Origin of the sequence: Bacillus haynesii (genome assembly GCF_014042035.1) — a bacterium.
Classification (GTDB): Bacteria; Bacillota; Bacilli; order Bacillales; family Bacillaceae; genus Bacillus; species Bacillus haynesii.
The window spans coordinates 3,935,756-3,954,479 of the sequence record NZ_CP059494.1; the positions used below are offsets into that span (position 1 = coordinate 3,935,756).

Annotated in this window: 22 protein-coding genes and 2 pseudogenes; 18 read left to right on the forward strand and 6 right to left on the reverse strand. The window is 45.3% G+C overall.

The annotated features are described in order from the left end of the window. The first annotated feature begins 220 nt into the window (after positions 1-220). Positions 221-1,117 carry a lipoyl synthase gene (gene lipA, locus H2R00_RS19445; protein WP_076788921.1) on the forward strand — a complete coding sequence of 299 codons (897 nt, stop codon included), beginning with the start codon at positions 221-223 and terminating at the stop codon, positions 1,115-1,117. Between the two features lie 53 nt (positions 1,118-1,170). Here lipA and H2R00_RS19450 read toward each other — a convergent pair whose 3' ends face one another. Further along, complete coding sequence (locus H2R00_RS19450) at positions 1,171-1,788, reverse strand: YhcN/YlaJ family sporulation lipoprotein (RefSeq protein ID WP_182070120.1); 618 nt, start codon at positions 1,786-1,788, stop codon at positions 1,171-1,173. Between the two features lie 103 nt (positions 1,789-1,891). On the opposite strand from H2R00_RS19450, the gene H2R00_RS19455 reads away from it, so the two are divergent. Genes H2R00_RS19455 through H2R00_RS19465 form a run of 3 tightly spaced genes read left to right on the forward strand, consistent with a single transcriptional unit; the run spans position 1,892 to position 3,425 of the window. Further along, positions 1,892-2,167, forward strand: a complete 276-nt coding sequence (locus H2R00_RS19455) for a YutD family protein (RefSeq protein WP_026588639.1) — start codon at positions 1,892-1,894, stop codon at positions 2,165-2,167. 27 nt (positions 2,168-2,194) lie between these two features. Beyond that, a complete protein-coding gene (locus H2R00_RS19460) occupies positions 2,195-2,635 on the forward strand; it encodes a DUF86 domain-containing protein (protein ID WP_035339277.1) in 441 nt (146 codons plus the stop codon). 19 nt (positions 2,636-2,654) lie between these two features. Then, a complete protein-coding gene (locus H2R00_RS19465; protein ID WP_154999142.1) occupies positions 2,655-3,425 on the forward strand; it encodes a TIGR01457 family HAD-type hydrolase in 771 nt (256 codons plus the stop codon). A gap of 46 nt (positions 3,426-3,471) precedes the next feature. On the opposite strand, the gene H2R00_RS19470 is transcribed toward H2R00_RS19465, so the two are convergent. Further along, positions 3,472-3,972 carry a phosphatidylglycerophosphatase A family protein gene (locus H2R00_RS19470; protein ID WP_154999211.1) on the reverse strand — a complete coding sequence of 167 codons (501 nt, stop codon included), beginning with the start codon at positions 3,970-3,972 and terminating at the stop codon, positions 3,472-3,474. Between the two features lie 144 nt (positions 3,973-4,116). On the opposite strand from H2R00_RS19470, the gene yutH reads away from it, so the two are divergent. The 6 genes from yutH (at position 4,117) to H2R00_RS19500 (ending at position 11,761) form a co-directional block, all read left to right on the forward strand. Beyond that, entirely contained in the window at positions 4,117-5,127 is a 1,011-nt protein-coding gene (gene yutH / locus H2R00_RS19475) for a spore coat putative kinase YutH (RefSeq protein ID WP_182070121.1), read from the forward strand. Between the two features lie 91 nt (positions 5,128-5,218). Beyond that, positions 5,219-6,181 (forward strand): 2-hydroxyacid dehydrogenase, encoded by a 963-nt coding sequence (locus H2R00_RS19480; RefSeq protein ID WP_182070122.1) that lies wholly within the window; start codon positions 5,219-5,221, stop codon positions 6,179-6,181. Positions 6,182-6,415: 234 nt separating this feature from the next. Further along, positions 6,416-7,717 carry a homoserine dehydrogenase gene (locus tag H2R00_RS19485; protein ID WP_154999145.1) on the forward strand — a complete coding sequence of 434 codons (1,302 nt, stop codon included), beginning with the start codon at positions 6,416-6,418 and terminating at the stop codon, positions 7,715-7,717. After that, positions 7,717-8,775 (forward strand): threonine synthase, encoded by a 1,059-nt coding sequence (gene thrC, locus H2R00_RS19490; RefSeq protein WP_154999212.1) that lies wholly within the window; start codon positions 7,717-7,719, stop codon positions 8,773-8,775. The genes H2R00_RS19485 and thrC overlap by 1 nt, the downstream gene beginning before the upstream one ends. After that, complete coding sequence (thrB, locus tag H2R00_RS19495) at positions 8,772-9,692, forward strand: homoserine kinase (protein ID WP_154999146.1); 921 nt, start codon at positions 8,772-8,774, stop codon at positions 9,690-9,692. Before thrC ends, thrB begins: the two co-directional genes overlap by 4 nt. Positions 9,693-9,799: 107 nt before the next feature. Beyond that, positions 9,800-11,761: a S9 family peptidase gene (locus H2R00_RS19500; protein WP_182070123.1), complete on the forward strand. Its 1,962-nt coding sequence runs from the start codon at positions 9,800-9,802 to the stop codon at positions 11,759-11,761. A 36-nt stretch (positions 11,762-11,797) separates the two neighbouring features. On the opposite strand, the pseudogene H2R00_RS19505 reads toward H2R00_RS19500, so the two are convergent. Continuing rightward, a pseudogene (locus H2R00_RS19505) lies at positions 11,798-12,096 on the reverse strand (NifU family protein). 133 nt (positions 12,097-12,229) lie between these two features. Between H2R00_RS19505 and H2R00_RS19510 the strand changes: the two are divergent. Both H2R00_RS19510 and H2R00_RS19515 read left to right on the forward strand, forming a co-directional pair. Beyond that, positions 12,230-12,556 (forward strand): YuzD family protein, encoded by a 327-nt coding sequence (locus H2R00_RS19510; protein WP_154999148.1) that lies wholly within the window; start codon positions 12,230-12,232, stop codon positions 12,554-12,556. Positions 12,557-12,669: 113 nt separating this feature from the next. Next, positions 12,670-12,936 (forward strand): hypothetical protein, encoded by a 267-nt coding sequence (locus H2R00_RS19515; RefSeq protein ID WP_154999149.1) that lies wholly within the window; start codon positions 12,670-12,672, stop codon positions 12,934-12,936. Positions 12,937-12,955: 19 nt separating this feature from the next. Here H2R00_RS19515 and H2R00_RS19520 read toward each other — a convergent pair whose 3' ends face one another. Beyond that, positions 12,956-13,456: a phenolic acid decarboxylase gene (locus H2R00_RS19520; protein WP_009329528.1), complete on the reverse strand. Its 501-nt coding sequence runs from the start codon at positions 13,454-13,456 to the stop codon at positions 12,956-12,958. A gap of 275 nt (positions 13,457-13,731) precedes the next feature. On the opposite strand from H2R00_RS19520, the gene H2R00_RS19525 reads away from it, so the two are divergent. From H2R00_RS19525 to H2R00_RS19540, 4 genes and pseudogenes are all read left to right on the forward strand, one after another. Next, complete coding sequence (locus H2R00_RS19525; RefSeq protein ID WP_176276382.1) at positions 13,732-14,838, forward strand: Rap family tetratricopeptide repeat protein; 1,107 nt, start codon at positions 13,732-13,734, stop codon at positions 14,836-14,838. Positions 14,839-14,843: 5 nt separating this feature from the next. Continuing rightward, the gene (locus H2R00_RS19530; RefSeq protein WP_234113263.1) at positions 14,844-15,026 is read left to right on the forward strand and encodes a hypothetical protein; all 183 of its coding nucleotides are present in this window, start codon (positions 14,844-14,846) and stop codon (positions 15,024-15,026) included. 312 nt (positions 15,027-15,338) lie between these two features. Further along, positions 15,339-15,710: an iron chaperone gene (locus tag H2R00_RS19535; RefSeq protein WP_154999152.1), complete on the forward strand. Its 372-nt coding sequence runs from the start codon at positions 15,339-15,341 to the stop codon at positions 15,708-15,710. A gap of 41 nt (positions 15,711-15,751) precedes the next feature. Beyond that, positions 15,752-15,848: pseudogene (locus H2R00_RS19540) on the forward strand (peptidoglycan-binding domain-containing protein); the annotation flags it as partial. Between the two features lie 42 nt (positions 15,849-15,890). Here H2R00_RS19540 and H2R00_RS19545 read toward each other — a convergent pair. Further along, on the reverse strand, positions 15,891-16,283 hold the full coding sequence (locus H2R00_RS19545) for an immunity 50 family protein (protein WP_154999153.1): 393 nt from the start codon (positions 16,281-16,283) through the stop codon (positions 15,891-15,893). Positions 16,284-16,507: 224 nt separating this feature from the next. Here H2R00_RS19545 and H2R00_RS19550 point away from each other — a divergent pair, with 224 nt between their 5' ends. Then, positions 16,508-16,783, forward strand: coding sequence for an LCI fold-containing protein (locus H2R00_RS19550; RefSeq protein WP_154999154.1), 276 nt, complete (start codon positions 16,508-16,510; stop codon positions 16,781-16,783). A gap of 354 nt (positions 16,784-17,137) precedes the next feature. Here the strand turns inward: H2R00_RS19550 and H2R00_RS19555 are convergent, their stop codons facing one another. Next, on the reverse strand, positions 17,138-18,205 hold the full coding sequence (locus H2R00_RS19555) for an NAD(P)/FAD-dependent oxidoreductase (RefSeq protein WP_154999155.1): 1,068 nt from the start codon (positions 18,203-18,205) through the stop codon (positions 17,138-17,140). Positions 18,206-18,476: 271 nt separating this feature from the next. Here H2R00_RS19555 and H2R00_RS19560 point away from each other — a divergent pair, with 271 nt between their 5' ends. Continuing rightward, on the forward strand, positions 18,477-18,713 hold the full coding sequence (locus H2R00_RS19560) for a YuzB family protein (RefSeq protein ID WP_003184941.1): 237 nt from the start codon (positions 18,477-18,479) through the stop codon (positions 18,711-18,713). Positions 18,714-18,724: the final 11 nt, after the last annotated feature.

The following is an 18,724-nucleotide window of genomic DNA, read 5'->3' on the forward strand; positions in this document are numbered from 1 at the left end:
GTTAGTTTATGACATCTGCAGAAATCGATAATAAGAAAATGTTAGAAATTCCATCTTGTCTAATCAAGCTCTTGTTCACAAATCTGTACTATGTTAAAGTGACTTAAGATGAAGATTTAGATTTTTTATTTAAGCGGTTCCAAAGCAGGGGGACACATCCGGCGCTATGTCACAAATTTCGTATTGAACATGACTACAATCCACAATGGAGATGATGGAATTGGCAAAGAAAGACGAGCACCTAAGAAAGCCCGACTGGCTTAAAATCAAGCTGAACACAAATGAAAACTATACGGGCTTAAAAAAATTAATGCGGGAAAACAACCTCCATACGGTCTGCGAAGAGGCGAAATGTCCGAACATCCACGAATGCTGGGCCGTCAGACGTACCGCGACCTTTATGATTCTCGGATCTGTCTGTACGAGAGCCTGCCGCTTCTGTGCGGTGAAGACGGGGCTGCCGACAGAACTTGACTTGAATGAGCCGGAAAGAGTCGCAGATTCTGTGAGCATCATGAACCTGAAACACGCGGTCATTACAGCCGTTGCCCGTGACGATTTAAAAGACGGAGGAGCGGGGGTATTCGCTGAAACCGTACGCGCCGTCCGGAGAAAAAGTCCATTTACAACAATTGAAGTTCTCCCGTCTGACATGGGCGGAGACTATAATAATTTGAAAACGCTGATGGATACGCGTCCGGACATTTTAAACCATAATATTGAAACGGTCCGCCGCCTGACGCCGAGAGTCCGTGCGAGAGCTACATACGAAAGATCATTGGAATTTTTGCGCCGCGCCAAAGAGATGCAGCCGGACATCCCGACGAAATCCAGCATTATGATCGGCCTCGGCGAAACAAAAGAAGAAATCATCGAAACAATGGACGACCTTCTTGCGAACAACGTCGACATCATGGCAATCGGCCAGTATCTGCAGCCGTCCAAAAAACATATTAAAGTACAGAAATATTACCATCCTGACGAGTTTGCCGAGCTGAAAGAAATCGCCATGGAAAAAGGCTTCAGCCACTGTGAAGCAGGGCCGCTCGTCCGCTCTTCATACCATGCCGATGAACAGGTGAATGAAGCGTCTAAAAAACGCCAGGCGCAGGCATAACATTGGATGAAAAAACGCCAGCCATTTGCGCTGGCGTTTTTCTTATTTTCAGGTCAGGATTCGGTCGCTTTTCCTTTTCCGTCAAGGCCGTTTTCATCTGTACCTGTCGTTGTTTTGCCTTGCGGCGATTTTTGCATTTCCTTAATCGTATCGGCCATCAGCTGATCGACGTTTCTTGAATTGGCTCCAAGCCGGCTGAAGTTGGCGACGGATTGCATCATGTTCGGGTCATCGGAAATATAGATGTGGTAATATCTCGGAATGACGGATGCCGCCGTCTTTTTGACTTGATCAGCCGTCTGTTCGCGCTGCCCGGAGTCCGTTTTGTACACGACAAGCGCTTCTTCGTCTGTCACAAGTGCTGACGCATCTTGAATATTGGGAAGCTGAACCGTTAAACTAGATATAATATGTGCCATTTCTTCCCGGTCGATTTGGGGCGCCTGCATTTCTTCCTTGTTTGCGACTGGTGTTGCCTGATGGCGCGCATATCCAAATCTGCCTTTTCGGTTGTCATTTCTGAACTTTTCCTGATATTGAGGGTTCTTGTCCGCAACGTGAACGGTATTTCCGTCTTCGTCATATATATTGTGTTCGGTATCGTTTAAGGCCGTCTGGCATCCTGCTAAAGGCACCGTGAGCAGCCCGGCTAAAAGAATTTTTTTATTCATTTTGCTTTTCCTCCTCATTTATAGCTTTTCCAACGGGGAGGATTTATTCTTAGCAATTGATGGCGGCTCGGGTTTGAATTATCATATAAAAGAGGTGAAAAGAATGATTGTCGTTCAGAACGCTGCATTTGAAGTCGTCAAAGATGTGAAAAACGGTTTTAACGAAGAAGCGTTTAAAGCCAGATACTCCGACATTTTAAATAAATATGACTACATCGTCGGGGATTGGGGATACAGCCAGCTGAGACTGAAAGGCTTTTTTGACGATCAAAATCAAAAGGCCACATTTGATACGAAGATCAGCACGCTTGATGAATATATTTACGAGTACTGCAATTTCGGATGTGCCTACTTTGTTTTAAAACGTATGCGAAAATAAGCGATCATAAAAGGGGATGCTCTGATGATGTATTTTGTCGATCGACACAAAATCGAAAACACGCTGAACTTCCTGGAAGAGGAGCTTCGGCTCTATCAAACGCAGGAGGAATGGACTTCCGACGTCGAAAAAAAAGCGCTCGAACGAATCGGCCACACGCTGATCGAATGTATATTGGATATCGGGAACGATATGATTGACGGCTTTATTATGAGAGATCCTGGAAGCTATGACGACATTATGGATATACTGACCGATGAAAAGGTTGTCAGCCAAGCGGAAGGCGACAGTCTGAAACATTTGATCGCCTATCGGAAGACATTGGTTCAAGACTACCTGAATGTCAACCATGAAGAATTGGACGAGCTGCTCAGCAGGCATGCGGAAACGCTTGAGAAATTTCCGGCGCGAATCCGCGATTATTTAAACCATGAACTCGGTCCGGTATCCGCATTCAAACCGCACTAAACGAACTGGAGTGTACAACATGAAAACATACAAAGGATACTTAATTGATCTGGATGGAACAATGTACAAAGGGACGGAAAAAATCGAAGAAGCATGCGAATTCGTAAGGAAGCTGAAAGACCGGAACATCCCGTACCTGTTCGTCACGAACAACTCCTCGCGTACGCCGAAGCAAGTGGCGGACAAGCTTGTTTCATTCGATATTCCGGCCGAAGAGAGCCAGGTATTCACAACCAGCATGGCGACCGCCAATTTTATCGCCGAACAAAAACCAGATGCTTCAGTATATGTGATCGGTGAAGAAGGCATCCGTCAGGCCATTGAGGAAAAAGGACTGGCGTTCGGCGGAGAAGACGCCGACTTTGTCGTCGTCGGCATCGACCGCGGCATTACATATGAAAAGCTTGCCGTCGGGTGCCTTGCCATCCGCAACGGCGCCACATTCATCTCGACTAACGGCGATATCGCCATTCCTACAGAAAGAGGGCTCTTGCCAGGCAATGGTTCTCTTACATCAGTATTAACCGTTTCCACGCGCACAGAACCTATTTTTATCGGCAAGCCGGAGCCGATCATCATGGAGCAGGCGATGAAGGTGCTCGGCACAGATATCAGTGAAACGCTGATGGTCGGAGACAATTATGATACGGATATTATGGCGGGAATGAATTCCGGGATGGATACGCTTCTCGTTCATACGGGTGTGACCAAAAAAGAACACCTTGAAGCCTATCAGGAAAAGCCGACATATGTCATTGATTCACTGACAGACTGGATGGATCGCATCTAAACGCAAAAAAACACTTGTCTTTTATAGACAAGTGTTTTTTAATGGCTTATTCCGCATCTTTTGCTCGATGCGCCAGTCTGCTGGATGCGGCTGCCGCAATCGCTCCGACGATATCATCCAAAAATGTGTGGCATTCGCCTGTTGATTTATCGTTTAAACGTGCAAGCACCCCCGGTTTGATTTTATCAATATATCCATAATTTGTATAACCAATTGATCCATACAAATTCACAATGGAGAAGGATAAGATTTCATCGACGCCGTACAGGCTTTCATCTGTCTCGATTAAGGTTTGGAGCGGTTCCATGAGCTTTTTTTGCTCACCCAGCATATCCAATTGAATCCCTGTGAGCACGGCGTTTTGAACTTCGCGTTTTTTCATGACCCGGTTGACATTCTCTTCACATTCTTCTTTTGTCAAGTTTGGATGATATTTCTTCTGCAGTACGTAGACAAGATCGGCAATTTCCGAAATCTTGACGCCCCGTTTCTCAAGCCATTCTTTTGCTGCTGTTTCGATTTGATGCATGCTGTTGTTTTCCGGCATCATTTTCACCCAATCTTTTTTTACTTAGTGTATACAAACAACCTTAAAAATGTAACGATTTTAGAACTCTTTTTCCAGATCGATTCATAATCGAATTCCTTCATGATTACGATGTGTAGAAGGAGAAAAATTTTTCAGGAAGTGATGTCCGTGAAGGAACTGATCAAAGAAAAATTCGGCATCTACATTCGCGATCTTACATCGTACTTGTCTTATCAGGCTTTTCATACTCCGAGTTCGATGTTTTTGATCGTCCCTGTTTCCCACTTGAGTCAGGATGAGCTGGCGGAATTGTTTAGTATGAGTCAGTATTTGCAAGAACAGCGCGACCCATACGTTTCATCTTTTATATTGACAAAGGACGGGGAGATGACGTTTGCGGAGAATGGTGTCTCATATGTGCTTCTTCAAGCTGCTCCCCGCATGACAAACAGGTCTGTTTCATTTGGGGCGGAGCTGGCCGAATTTCATCATAAGGGAAGAGGATACCCTTACGAGGTAAAAGAAACCTCGCGGATCGGGCAGTGGAAAGACCTTTGGGGGAAACGGCTCGACCAGCTGGAACAATTCTGGATTCAAAAAACGCAGGCAAGACAGCTTCAGCCTTTTGAAAAACAATTTATCGAATCGTTTCCTTATTATCTCGGTTTAACCGAAAATGCGATTCAATATTTAGCCGATACCGAATTGGATGATCAGCCGCAGGCCGCTGACTCCGGAACGATTTGCCAGCAGCGGCTCACCTGCGAGGCTTTAAGGCGCGAGCCGCTAATTCAAATCCCGATGGAATGGGTGTTTGATCATGCAGCCAGGGATCTTGCGGAATACGCCAGAAGCTTGTTTCACGAAAGGAAAAGCCTCAATGAAATCGCATTGTTTCTTCAGCAATACGAACAAGCCGCACCGCTTTCTTCATTTTCTAAGCGGCTGATGTACAGCAGGCTGCTGTTTCCGCTCCACTATTTTGAGACGGTTGAAGGGTACTATATTTCTCCTGAATCAGAGCACCATTATTTTGAAAGCAGACTCGACCATTTATTGTCTCAGGCGCCGGCATATGAGCAATTCCTGAACGGCTTTCAAGAAATGGCGGGCATGAGATCTCCAGGATTGATGAGCATGCCGCCTGTCAATTGGCTGAAAAGGACACCATAGGCGCCGCGGTGTTCTTTTCTTCATATTAACATTTCCGGATTTTTTCGATATGCTTAGATAGGAAGCTACTCTTAGAAAGGAACGAGGCAGCATGGACAAACCGTTTGTATATGTGACGAGAAAATTACCTGAAGAACAGCTTTCTGCGTTAAAAGAAGAGGCCCATATTGAGATGTGGGAAAAGGAAGAAGAACCGTGCCCGCGCGCCATCCTGACGGAAAAAGCAAAAAAGGCGCACGGACTGTTGACGATGCTTTCCGACACTGTTGATGAGGAGCTTTTAAAAGGCGCGCCACATTTAAAAGTGGTGGCCAACTTGGCGGTAGGCTATGACAACATCGATGTGGAGGCTGCGAAAAAGCATCGCGTCATCTGCTGCAACACGCCCGGCGTGCTGACAGAGTCAACGGCAGATTTGACGTTTGCTCTGCTGATGGCGTCCGCCCGCAGAATCGTCGAAGCAAGCGACTGGATTAGACATGGCAAGTGGACGGGCTGGGGGCCGCTGCTTTTGGCCGGTGCGGATGTCCATCATAAAACGATCGGCATCGTCGGGATGGGGAGTATCGGACAAGCCGTCGCCCGGCGGGCGAAAGGCTTTGACATGAAAATTTTATATCATAACCGCACCCGCAATCCCGAGGCAGAAGCCGAACTGGGCGCATCCTATCTGTCCTTTGGCGAACTGCTTGAACAGGCGGATTTTGTTGTCTGCCTGACACCTCTGACTCATGAAACGAAGCATCTGTTTAACCGCAGCGCTTTTAAAAAGATGAAGTGCTCTGCTATTTTTATCAACGTCTCAAGAGGACAGGTTGTCAATGAAGACGATTTATATGAAGCGCTGGTCGAAAAAGATATTGCCGGCGCAGGACTCGACGTCTTTGCGGAAGAACCTGTGCAAAAGGATCACCCGCTCGCCAGTCTGCCGCAAGTGACTGCACTGCCTCACATCGGCAGCGCCACTGTCGAAACGAGAGAAGCTATGATGAGGCTTTGTGCGGAAAATATTGCGCTTGTCCTGGGAGGGAAGCCGGCAAAGACCGAGATTTGACGTTTCTTCCGGCCGGCCTGAGCGGGTCGGGAGATTTTCTTACAAAAATATTTCTGAATATATAGAATCTTATTGTATCAATAACTAAAGCGTTTTCATGATTTGTTTTTCAACAAATGTCATCTTGTCAAAAAAAGAATCCCCCATTATAATGTTTGTAACTTAAATGTCTGCGTTGTGTTTACAAATGTCCTTTCAGAGAGGACGGACAAGAGAGAGAAAGGTGGAATTTCATTGAAGGCGATACGAGTGGGGCTGCTAGGATTAGGAACAGTCGGGAGCGGTGTGGTTAAGATTATTCAGGATCACCAGGATAAGCTGACACACCAAGTCGGATGCCCTGTTACGATTCAAAAAGTTCTTGTTAAAGATAAAGATAAGAAGAGGGATGTCGAGCTTTCCAAAGACGTTCTGACGACAGAAGCTTATGATGTCATTCAAGATCCAGAAGTGGATGTCATCATCGAGGTCATCGGGGGGATCGAGGAGACGAGACGCTATTTGCTTGACGCGCTTCAGGCGAAAAAACACGTCGTGACAGCGAATAAAGATTTGATCGCCCTCTATGGATCGGAACTGACGGCTGCCGCGAAAGAAAACGGCTGCGACCTTTATTTTGAAGCGAGCGTCGCCGGCGGGATTCCGATTTTGCGAAGCTTGGAAGACGGGCTGGCTTCAGACCGGATTACGAAGATGATGGGCATCGTCAATGGAACGACCAACTTCATTTTAACGAAGATGAACAAAGAAAACGCGCCTTATGCAGAGGTGCTGAAAGAAGCGCAGGAGCTCGGCTTCGCCGAAGCGGACCCGACAGCTGATGTTGAAGGTCTTGATGCGGCGAGAAAGATGGCGATTTTGGCCAGGCTGGGTTTCTCAATGAATGTCGATCTTGACGATGTCAAAGTGAAAGGCATTTCCCAGGTATCTGATGAAGACATTAATTTCAGCAAACGGCTCGGCTATACGATGAAGCTGATCGGCATCGCCCAGCGCGACGGACAAAAAGTCGAAGTGAGCGTCCAGCCGACATTGCTGCCGGAGCATCATCCGCTGTCTTCTGTCCATAATGAATTCAATGCGGTTTACGTATACGGCGAAGCCGTCGGGGAAACGATGTTTTACGGTCCTGGCGCAGGAAGCATGCCGACTGCGACCGCCGTCGTATCAGACTTGGTCTCCGTCATGAAAAACATGCGTCTCGGCGTGAACGGCAGCAGCTTTGTCGATCCGCAGTTTGAAAAGAAGATAAAGGCGCCGTCTGAAATCTTTGCCCAGCAGTTTTTAAGAATTCATGTCAAAGACCAGGTCGGTTCGTTTTCAAAAATCACTTCGATATTTTCAGAAAGAGGCGTCAGCTTTGAAAAAATCCTGCAACTCCCGATTAAAGGCCATGATGACCTGGCTGAGATCGTCATTGTGACACATCATACGTCAGAAGAGGATTTTACGGACATCTTGCAAAAGCTGAACGATCTTGAGGTTGTTCATCAGGTGAAAAGCACTTATCGAGTAGAAGGGAACGGTTGGAGCTAATGTGGAAAGGACTCATCCATCAATATAAGGAATATTTGCCAGTAACGGATAAAACACCGGAATTGACGCTGAACGAAGGAAATACCCCGCTCATTTATCTGCAAAACCTTTCGAAAAAGCTCGGAATTGAGCTTTATGTCAAAACGGAGGGTGTCAACCCTACAGGCTCCTTTAAAGACCGCGGGATGGTCATGGCGGTCGCCAAGGCGAAAGAAGAAGGCAATGACACGATCATGTGCGCTTCAACCGGCAATACGTCGGCTGCGGCTGCGGCTTATGCGGCCCGCGCCAACATGAAGTGCATCGTCATTATTCCAGACGGCAAAATCGCCTTCGGAAAATTGGCCCAAGCCGTCATGTACGGCGCCGAAATCATTGCGATCGACGGAAACTTCGACGATGCCTTGAAAATGGTGCGCAGCATTTGCGAGAAAGAGCCGATTGCGCTCGTCAACTCTGTGAATCCTTACCGGATTGAAGGACAGAAAACCGCTTCCTTTGAAATTTGTGAACAGCTGGGCGAATCGCCTGACATCCTTGCGATTCCTGTCGGGAATGCCGGAAATATTACGGCTTACTGGAAAGGCTTTAAAGAGTATCATGAGAAAAACGGCACAGGCTTGCCGGTCATGAGGGGGTTTCAGGCGGAAGGAGCGGCCCCGATTGTCAAAAACAAAGTAATTGAAAAGCCGGAAACCGTAGCGACAGCGATCAGAATCGGAAATCCGGCAAGCTGGGATAAAGCGGTCAATGCTGCAAAAGAATCGAACGGAAAAATCGATGAAGTGTCAGACGAGGAGATTCTGCACGCTTATCAGCTTCTGGCAAGAGAAGAAGGCGTATTTGCAGAACCTGGATCGTGCGCATCCATTGCCGGCGTGCTGAAACAGCTGCAAACGAAAGAGATTCAGCCGGGTGCGAAAGTTGTTGCCGTCTTAACCGGAAACGGCCTGAAAGATCCGAACACAGCCGTTGATGTGTCGCAGATCAAACCTGTCACACTGCCGACAGATGAAGAAGCCATTCTCGAACACTTAAAAGGAGCCGCTCGTGTATGACTGAGGCTGACATGCTGTTTTCCGTTACGGTTCCCGGAAGCACGGCCAATCTGGGCCCGGGCTTCGATTCAGTCGGCATGGCGCTATCCCGCTATTTAAGACTGTCTGTTTTTCCTTATGATGAGTGGCGTTTTGAAGCTGAAACAGAAGTCGTAGCGGAAATACCTGAAGGAACGGACAATTTAATTTATCAGGTGGCCAAACGGACCGCCGCACACTTCGGAAAAGAACTTCCGCCAAGCCTTGTCAAAGTGTGGAGCGATATTCCACTGGCGCGCGGTCTCGGCAGCAGCGCAGCCGCAATTGCCGCTGCGATTGAGCTGGCGAACGAACTTGCCGATTTGAGGCTCTCAGACCGCGAGAAACTCCATTTTGCGAGCCTTGAAGAAGGCCACCCTGACAATGCCGGAGCATCGCTTTTCGGCGGGCTTGTCATCGGCCTTCATGAAGAAGATGAAACAGAGATGGTTTCTATGAAAGACATCGATTTGGATGTCGTCGTCGTCATTCCTTTTTATGAAGTGCTGACAAAAGATGCGCGGGATGTTCTTCCCGAAAGCCTTTCTTATCCGAAAGCAGTGAAAGCAAGCGCGGTCAGCAATATGCTCGTCGCCGGACTGATGGCAAAAGATTGGAAGCTTGTCGGCCGCATGATGCAAAAAGACCTTTTTCATCAGCCTTACCGAAGGGCGCTCGTCCCTGAGCTTTCGAAAGTGGAGCATGAAGCAGGCCAAAACGGCGCGTTCGGGACGGCTTTAAGCGGAGCGGGCCCGACGATCCTTTCCTTTATTGAAAAAGGAAAAGGAGAGGCGCTGAGAGAGCAGCTTGCTTCCAAGTTTCCTCACTGTGAGGTCGACTGCCTTCATGTCCCGGATACAGGCATTATCGTTGAAAGAAAATCAGTAAACAGTGTTTAACGAAAAAAGAGCTTTTTCGGCTCTTTTTTTGTTTGCCTTCAAAACAAGGATTTTTATTTAGGAAGTCGAAGTAGTATGACAAACGTACATGAGGAGGAGAAACGAACATGAAGCAGCTGATAACCGAAAAAGACCTCATCAAGCTTGTATCCATTACCGATCCCCAGCACTCGCCTGACGGTGCAAAAATCGCCTACGTCCAAACAAAAGTAAACGAAAAACAGGACTCATATGATTCGCATATCATGATTTACGACCGCAAAAAACAAGCGTCAGTGCAATGGACGTTTGAAAAAGGAAGAAACCAGCATCCGCGCTGGTCGCCCGACGGCAAATACCTTGCATTTACGTCCAATCGCGAGGAAACCACACAAATTTACGTGATAAGCGCCGCCGGGGGAGAAGCGAGGAAAGTGACCGATATTCCCTATGATGTATCACAGCCTGAATGGTCGCCTGACGGCAAGTCATTGCTTTGTTCAGTGAGGCTGACGAAAGAGGAAAGCATCGACGATGAGAAGAAAACGGAGGTTGAAGATCACGAACCGCTGGAAGTCGATTCTTTATCATATAAAGCAGACGGCCAAGGGTTTAAAAGGGGAAAATATACGCAGCTTTTCCTCGTACAAGTGGAAACCGGGGAAATGAAACAGCTGACCGATCTTGAACGCGACCATTTCAGCCACGCATTTTCACCGTGCGGAGGCAGGATTGCATTTTGCGCAAATCAGACGGATATGCGTGTGAACGATGTCTACTTGATGAACCTTTCGACAGGTGATGTGAAGCGCCTCACAGGCCAAAATGGCATTTTTTCTTCACTATCGTTTTCTCCCGACGGCAAACACCTTGCATTTATCGGAAACGAAAAGGAATTTCAAAACGCCACGCTTGATAAAGCATGGCTGTATGATATCGAAACAGGAAAACTAACGTGTCTGTCGGAAATGCTTGACATCCATCTCAGCGATGCGGTGGCAGGAGACAGCCTTGTCGGAGGCGTTCTTCCGAAACCGGCCTGGACCAAAGACGGAAACGGCTTTTATGTCATCGGATCTGACCAAGGTTCGACAGGCATTTACTACATATCAATCGAAGGTCTTGCTTATCCGGTCCGGTTGGAAAAAGAGCATCTGAACGGATTCAGCCTCCATCCGGATGAAAAAGGCTTTGCGGCATCCATCGCCCTGCCCGTCCGGCCGAGCGAACTTTACGATCTCCCATTGGGTGAAGAAAAAGCGGAGCGATTAACAGATGCCAACCAAGCGTTTACAGAAGAACATATCATATCGGAACCGGAGGAACTTCAATTTCAGACAGCGGACGGTCTGACAGTTCACGGGTGGCTGATAAAGCCCGCCCAATATGAGAAAGGAAACACGTATCCGCTTATTCTGGAAGTGCACGGCGGTCCTCACGCCATGTATGCGAATGCTTATTTTCACGAATTTCAAGTGCTGGCCGCAAAGGGAAGCGCCGTCGTATATGTCAATCCGCGGGGAAGCCACGGCTACGGACAGGATTTTGTCAACCGGGTGAGAGGCGACTACGGCGGGGGAGATTTTGAGGATGTAATGGCTGCAGTTGACCACGTGCTTGAACAATATGATTTCATCGATCAAGAAAGGCTCGGAATCACAGGAGGAAGCTACGGCGGCTTTATGACAAACTGGGCTGTCGGCCACACGAAGCGCTTTAAGGCCGCGGTGACGCAAAGGTCCATTTCCAACTGGATCAGTTTTTACGGGGTAAGCGACATCGGCTATTTTTTCACAGACTGGCAGATCGGTGCGGATCTTTTTGAAAATCCGGGCAAACTCTGGGAGCATTCGCCGCTCAAATATGCGGACAAGGTAGAGACCCCTCTTCTCATCCTGCATGGCGAACGGGACGACAGGTGTCCGATTGAACAGGCGGAACAGCTGTTTACGGCGCTGAAAAAAATGGGGAAAGAAGTAAAACTCGTCAGATTCCCGAATGCGACACACGATTTATCAAGAAGCGGGCATCCGAAGCAGCGGATCAGGCGGCTTGAGTATATTGCAGGCTGGTTTGAAGCGTATTTATAAAAAAGAAAAGGCTGCCGTTACGGCAGCCTTCTCAAATTAAAATACTTGCTCTACTTCAATGACGCCCGGAACTTCTTCTAAAAGGGCGCGTTCAATTCCAGCTTTAAGAGTGATGGTGGAACTTGGGCAGCTTCCGCATGCGCCGAGCAGGCGAAGCTTAACGATGCCGTCTTCAACATCGACGAGTTCACAGTCACCGCCGTCACGGAGTAAAAATGGACGAAGTTTGTCCAGCACTTCCTGTACTTGTTCTTTCATTTCGACCTCTGTCGTCATTCGTATCGCTCCTTTCAAATCATACAACCATTATATTCAGTCGAACAATAAAAAGCTATTGTTTGGTTTCAATCGTTTTCCCACATATTATATCATATTTGCCGGCAAAGACAAAAAACGATTTTCATTTCAATATGGAGCAGAGGGACAAAATAGAATAAAATAAAAATAAAGAGAAAGGAGCTGCCGCAGATGAAAAAACAAGCCGAACTTTTTGTTTACGGTGCCGACGTTCTTTGTCCAAGCTGTGTGAACCTTCCGTCATCAAAAGAAACGTATGAGTGGCTCGAAGCCGCCCTGAAAAGAAAATATCCAGACCAGCCTTTCTCAATCACGTACATTGATATCCATCAGCCGCCGGAAAATGACCCTAAAAAACAGGAAATCACCGAAAAAATCCTGAACGACGAATATTTTTATCCGCTTGTCATGGTCGGTGATCAAGTGGTCGGCGAAGGAAATCCGAAGCTGAAAGACGTGTATAAAGAAATGGAAAAGCAAGGATATAAGCCTGCATGATAAACAGCAAGGGACACACATGTCCCTTGCTGTTTTATTTTTTATGATTGTACTTTTCTTAAACCGGACAGACTAACTATCAGCCGGATCATCAATTAGGAGGGATAGCACGCATGTCCAGCATTGAAGGACAAATCATGTCAGGCGATTTTGATGACGAAATGAATGTTTTTTCATTAAAGAAAATCAAGCAGTTTCAAACGCAGACCAGTCTGAAAGAAAGCCAGCTCAGGGCTTTGCAGCAATATTTAAGGCAGCATGAGCACGACGAGAGTGGACAGATCATCACCCTTTACGACCAAATGCTTGTGCCTTTATCGCAAGATGATATAAAGGCGCTGCTGCATGACTTAACAAAAGTCCAGTCACTATATCATTAAGAAGAGACTTTTTCCCCTTTTATACTCTTTTTCCGGCCCTGATGTCATCCGTCATTCCAGGATAAGGCGCTTTTGAAATCAGATCCTCATTATCGATTCCGGCATTTTCAATGAATGTGATATCGGCGAATTCCGGTACGACATATTTTGGATACGTTTCATATTTTTCGCGCGATTCCTCCATTAAGTCGATGTGGTCATTTTGATAGCAGACTGTGATATCAGGGCGTTCATGAACCCATTTAGGGAAGAAGATGATGCCGTGCATCCGCTTTTCATTCGGCATGAAGTTCAAGGAAACGTCAGTCCCTGTCGGTTCTGTCCATGAGACTTTATAGACGCCTTCAGTCAGCTTGACGATATCGGCTTTTTGATCGCGAACCCAGCGTCCCCCAACCATTCCGCTGTGAATGCGGTAATCGATGGTATGGTCATTTTTAATGTAGATTTCATATTCCCATCCGTTTTCATACGTATAGATCATATGGCTTCCTACAAACTCTTTGACATCTTGATTCATATGAACCGCTCCTTATTTGTTTATTGTAAATAGAAACATGTTGATGTTTACATATATAATTATAAAATGTCTTCAAAAACGATGTCAAACGAAAATACTTCCTGAGAGATTTGCATAAATACAGAAGATTGTTACGATTAATGTCAGAATTTTGAGTTATCTTAGGAAATTATGCCAATATTTAGAAAAATGATTGTCAAAAAATAAGCGATTCTGTAAAATGAAAAACAACCCATAAAAAGGAAATGAGATGGGAAGAAAGGAAGGATAAACGATTGAAGACAAAAATTGCGTATGAGGAAGTCGCGGGAATGCTTAATCAATGGTATGTCATGATCAAACGTCACGAAGTTGCACAAGCGGTCTCGATTAAATACGACATTGAGCACCGGTTGCCGAATATGGAAGAAAATCAAGATCTGCTTCTTTATTTTAATCTGTTAGACTATCGGCACAAGCTGTTGACAGAGGAGTTTGCCGCTTCCAACAAACTGTTCGAGGATATTCAGGAGCAAAAAGCAGATATGCAAAGCACAGATGACATGATCGAATACTATTATTTCTTTTTCGCAGGCATGTACGAGTTTCATAAGAAGGATTATACAAATGCAATCAATTATTATAAATTAGCCGAGGAAAAGCTCAGGACAATCCCCGATCAAATCGAAATCGCCGAATTCCATTACAAACTGGCTATCGCCTACTACCAAATCAAACAAAATTTCCTCTCCTTAAACCATGCGAAAACAGCTCTAAAAACCTTCAAAGCACATGATGATTACATTCAAAAAGCGATCAGCAACGATATGCTGATCGGAGCAAATAAACTCGATTTATTTCGTTTTGATGAAGCCGAACAGCATTACAAGCAAGCCCTTAAAGACGCGGCACTGATCAAGCATCATGTTCTTCTCGGCATGGCTCACCACAACTTAGGATTGAGCTATGTCAATCGCAATCTCCTCACCTTGGCCGAACATCATTTCAAAGAAGCGCTGCTTATCAAAGAGCATGAAGAATCGGTTTACGGCATTCACTCCATGTTTGAATTGACACATGTGCTGTACAAATCAAATGTTGTCAAAGAAGCCCGCAAATTGTATGAAAAAGGATTTTTCCGTGCGGAAAAAGCAGGAGAAAGGGAATATTTGTCGAAATTTAAACTTATTCATGCTCTGTATGATGAACAAAACCCACTTACGGTTGAACATGCTTTAGAATATCTTAAAACGATCAATCTCTGGACGGATGTAGCGGAATTAACATTTGATATCGCACTTTACTATAAAGAAAATGGAGATGCAGACAAAGCTGCCGAATATTTTGAAGAATCTCATCATGCAAGAGACCAAATTCTTAAAAGAACGGAGGAGTTAAAGTGAAAAAGATGATCGCCGTTGCGTTGACTGCCGTCTTTGCCAGCCTTGTCGTTTTAAGTTTTTCGTCTCAGCCAAAGGGAGATGCCGAGTTTGCCGGTCGCGCCATTTTTCTTGACGATAAGCCGGCCCAGCTGATGGCGGGCAGAGCGATTTTTCTCGACAGCTTTGACGGAAAATCGCCAGCCGCCTGACAAAACACCGCATAACCCTGCTTGTCACCGGACAAGCTCTCAAAAAGCGCCGCTAGCGGCGCTTTTTTTGAACATAAGCTGCAAAATACTCTCGGCGTCCCTGCAAATCGCTTGTGGAATACAATAGTGAAACAAATGACAGGAATGGTGCTCACCGGGGAAGGGTGGGCTTTTTTGGTTGAACTCTTTTGAAAAATCTGCTTGATTTATGGTGCTTGTCATTCTATAAATCCTTATAATAGTCTTAACGCCAATGTGAGGCATGCTTCTCGATAAGATGCAGAGGAAAATTTTTATTTAGGAGGGAGCAACATGGAAGTTTTTAAAGAATATTTAGCCGGAATTGATCATCCAGAACATCGGGCCCGGATGGAAGAAGTGTTGGGGTGGGTAGCGGAGACATTTCCAAATTTAACGCCGAAAATCGCCTGGAATCAGCCTATGTTTACCGATCACGGCACATTTATTATCGGCTTTAGCGTAGCGAAAAATCACCTGGCTGTTGCTCCTGAAAGTGCCGGAATTGATCGGTTTTCTGAAGAAATCGTGCAGGCCGGCTATGATCATACGAAGCAGCTTGTTCGTTTCCGGTGGGATCGTCCGGTTGATTTTTCATTAATTCAGAAAATGATCGAGTTTAATATTGAGGATAAGGCAGACTGTTCAACTTTTTGGCGGAAATAAAAAGCCGAAAATAAGGGGCATTCTCTCCTAAAGGAGCGACGATGGCGAATGCGGTCAGACGGTTCCAGCTGATGCACGGGCTGTCTGCCGACGGCATTTTACGGTCCAAAAACTAAGCAAAAATTGAGACGCTATTAAAATAACAACGAAGGCCCTCTATGAAGAGGGCCTTTCTATTTTTTAAGACATACCAATTAAACCAGGCGAAATGCTTTCAATTCTCGCCCATTCAAACAAACATTCAATTTCCATTTGATTACTGCATTTAATCTTCAATGATCCTTCTTCTTCATCCTCATTTATTTCAAATTGATTAATAATATTACTCGTGCCTAACCCTTTTATGGTTAAATTCCGCACAGCTATAAAGGAGATTTCTATATAAACTACATCCCACTTGTTCCAACGTTTAGGTTTATTCACAACATCCTTTTTTGTCATGAGTCTAACAAATAAACAAGGGCCGTCTCTTCTGAGTTCCACATCCATTAATTCAGAATCGATAAAATTAGGCATATCACCAAATATATTGGCAATGGCTTGAGGATTCATAAATTTTAATTGACTAATCATATTTTAAGTCTCCTTATTTTTATTTTTGGTTTTTTTTATCAAAATAATAATGGTCTTCTTCATTTAGAGGTCATCAGATTTCTCATTGGACAGCTGATTTTGACTACAAATACTTTGTCAAACATTAAATAAAAATTCAAAAAAATTACTTTTTAGCAGGAATTTATTGGTTTTTTGCCTAAGAAGTATAATGCAACAAAAAACCAAAAAGGATGTGTTTTAAAATGAAGTTGAAAAGAATGATTACTGGTTCTGCTCTGTCTTTAGCGATGCTCCTTTCTGCCGCCCCTGCTTTTGCTCAATCACCGTCTGAGTCTGCTTCTGCTGAGCACGCTGTATCATCAAAAGATTTTAGTATTCAAGAAATTAAGCTTGTACAAAGTCCAAACGGGGTTTTTGCTGCTGAATTCACCCAAGATGGAAAAAGGTGGATTTTCAAGCATAGATATTATGATGACAGCAGAGGTATTTGGATCGGCGTTTATGAAAGGGCGAACTAAGAAGAAAAAAGAGAGCTTATGCTTCTATTTTGGCTTGCAGAGAAAAAATTCTCTGCAAGTTTTTTGAATTCAAGACTCATTTTGCTGATCGAAGGAATACTTTCTCAATGAGAAATAACCCAAATAGGAACTCATGAATTGTTACTCTATTTTTGGTCTAGGGAAAGCGCATCCCGCAAAACTGTTAATATAAAAAAGCAGGCATAATGCCTGCTTTTCTGAGAGTAAAAAACCTAACAACTGCCTAACGAAAAAAACGTTACTTTTCGAAATGAGGCAGTTTTTTTAAAACTTAATATGTAAAAAACCTTAATATATCAGGGTTTCATGAACATCGCGAAACCCTGCGAAACCCTACCCGTTATGATGCTTATACATCCAAAGCAAGCCGGATTTCAGCAAGCGAGGCACTCTGCCGATCAACGGCCGTTCGGCAACTAAACCGAACCCGGCTTTTTTGCCGAGTGAACCGAGGACGCCTTTCAGCTTGAATTTTGGCATCGTTTCAGGAAGAGGTTCGCCTTTCCAGCGCAGTTCAAGCACTTGGACGATTTGTTCCGCCTGGGCTTCGGCCAGCTGTGCGCTCGGCGCGTGAGGCAGGCTTGCACAGTCACCGACAACATAAACGTGTTCGTCTCCCGGCAGGTTATGGTGCGGCGTCAGGACGACGCGCCCTTGCGGATCTTTTTCCACATCGAGATCCCGAACGACTTGATTCGGCTGTATCCCCGCTGTCCAGACGATGGCATCGGCTTGAATCGGGTCGTCATGATTGTAGACGATGCCTTCTTCCACCTTTGTAATATTGGCGCAGTTGATAATCTTGACGCCGTGCTCTTCAAACCAGCTTTGAACATATTTGCTCAAACGCTTCGGGAAGCTCGACAAAATTAATTCTCCCCGGTCAAAAAGGATGATGTTCAAATCCTTTCGGCTTTCCCTCAGCTCGCTCGCAAGCTCAACGCCGCTCAGTCCTGCCCCGACGATCGCAACGGTGGCTTCCGCATTTAAGTTGTTAAGCGCCTGGTACGTGCTGCGTGATTGATCAATTGTCTGAATGCTGTAGGTATGTTCAGGCGCCCCGGGAACGTTGTGATATTTATCTTCACAGCCGAGTCCGATGACGGCGTCATCATAAGATATCGGCTCCCTGTCATGAAACAAAACCTTTTTCCCTTCCAAATCAACAGACGAAATCGTCCCGTATTCAATCTTTAACTTCGGGTGATCCGGGAAGGACACTCTGATATGATGATCTGAAATCGTCCCCGCAGCCAGTGCGTAGTACTCCGTTTTCAAACAATGGTAAGGGTTTCTGTCGATTAAAGTGATCATCACATCATCTGGCAGCTGATTAGGCAACAAACGATGAATGATGCGCATATTTCCGTACCCGCCGCCGAGCAAGACTAAATTTCTCATTGGTAATTCCCCTTTTCCCCTCAGATTAAGAAACTCACCTTTTAAACTGCAAAAATAAAAAACTATGTAAATACCCTCTAGAATTATATCTAATTTGATGTAGAATCACAATATTTCTCGGGAAAATAACCTACCTATCTGCCTTGAATCGATAATTAGTAAAACCCTTTAAAGCATTAATATGTTACAAAAGCTTTATTCCCCAGCCTTAAACTTTGACTATTGAAACGTAAATAGGGTACGATAAAAAAGCGATGTGAGGTGAAAAAAAGTGTTTCCAATCGTTGAGTTTTGCGTCAGCAATCTTGCCCAAGGTTCTCAGGAAGCAAAAGAAATATTGGAAAAAGATCCGAATCTGGACGTCGTCGAATACGGCTGCCTGAGTTACTGCGGACAATGTATGCAGACCATGTATGCTCTTGTAAACGGAGAAATGGTGACAGCGAATAATCCGGCTGAATTGGTCGAAAATATATACAAGTTCATTGATGAAAATGAACTTATTTAAAAACGGGGTCA

Bases quoted from the DNA above. Each gene is read 5' to 3' on its own strand.
- H2R00_RS19510 (WP_154999148.1), top strand. From the start codon at position 12,230: ATGAAAAAACAAGCCGAACTTTTTGTTTACGGTGCCGACGTTCTTTGT.
- H2R00_RS19535 (WP_154999152.1), top strand. From the start codon at position 15,339: ATGGAAGTTTTTAAAGAATATTTAGCCGGAATTGATCATCCAGAACAT.
- H2R00_RS19460 (WP_035339277.1), top strand. From the start codon at position 2,195: ATGTATTTTGTCGATCGACACAAAATCGAAAACACGCTGAACTTCCTG.
- H2R00_RS19455 (WP_026588639.1), top strand. From the start codon at position 1,892: ATGATTGTCGTTCAGAACGCTGCATTTGAAGTCGTCAAAGATGTGAAA.
- H2R00_RS19500 (WP_182070123.1), top strand. From the start codon at position 9,800: ATGAAGCAGCTGATAACCGAAAAAGACCTCATCAAGCTTGTATCCATT.
- yutH (WP_182070121.1), top strand. From the start codon at position 4,117: ATGTCCGTGAAGGAACTGATCAAAGAAAAATTCGGCATCTACATTCGC.
- H2R00_RS19520 (WP_009329528.1), bottom strand. From the start codon at position 13,456: ATGAATCAAGATGTCAAAGAGTTTGTAGGAAGCCATATGATCTATACG.
- H2R00_RS19530 (WP_234113263.1), top strand. From the start codon at position 14,844: ATGATCGCCGTTGCGTTGACTGCCGTCTTTGCCAGCCTTGTCGTTTTA.
- H2R00_RS19450 (WP_182070120.1), bottom strand. From the start codon at position 1,788: ATGAATAAAAAAATTCTTTTAGCCGGGCTGCTCACGGTGCCTTTAGCA.
- H2R00_RS19545 (WP_154999153.1), bottom strand. From the start codon at position 16,283: ATGATTAGTCAATTAAAATTTATGAATCCTCAAGCCATTGCCAATATA.
- H2R00_RS19515 (WP_154999149.1), top strand. From the start codon at position 12,670: ATGTCCAGCATTGAAGGACAAATCATGTCAGGCGATTTTGATGACGAA.
- thrC (WP_154999212.1), top strand. From the start codon at position 7,717: ATGTGGAAAGGACTCATCCATCAATATAAGGAATATTTGCCAGTAACG.
- H2R00_RS19555 (WP_154999155.1), bottom strand. From the start codon at position 18,205: ATGAGAAATTTAGTCTTGCTCGGCGGCGGGTACGGAAATATGCGCATC.
- H2R00_RS19480 (WP_182070122.1), top strand. From the start codon at position 5,219: ATGGACAAACCGTTTGTATATGTGACGAGAAAATTACCTGAAGAACAG.
- thrB (WP_154999146.1), top strand. From the start codon at position 8,772: ATGACTGAGGCTGACATGCTGTTTTCCGTTACGGTTCCCGGAAGCACG.
- H2R00_RS19550 (WP_154999154.1), top strand. From the start codon at position 16,508: ATGAAGTTGAAAAGAATGATTACTGGTTCTGCTCTGTCTTTAGCGATG.
- H2R00_RS19470 (WP_154999211.1), bottom strand. From the start codon at position 3,972: ATGCCGGAAAACAACAGCATGCATCAAATCGAAACAGCAGCAAAAGAA.
- H2R00_RS19465 (WP_154999142.1), top strand. From the start codon at position 2,655: ATGAAAACATACAAAGGATACTTAATTGATCTGGATGGAACAATGTAC.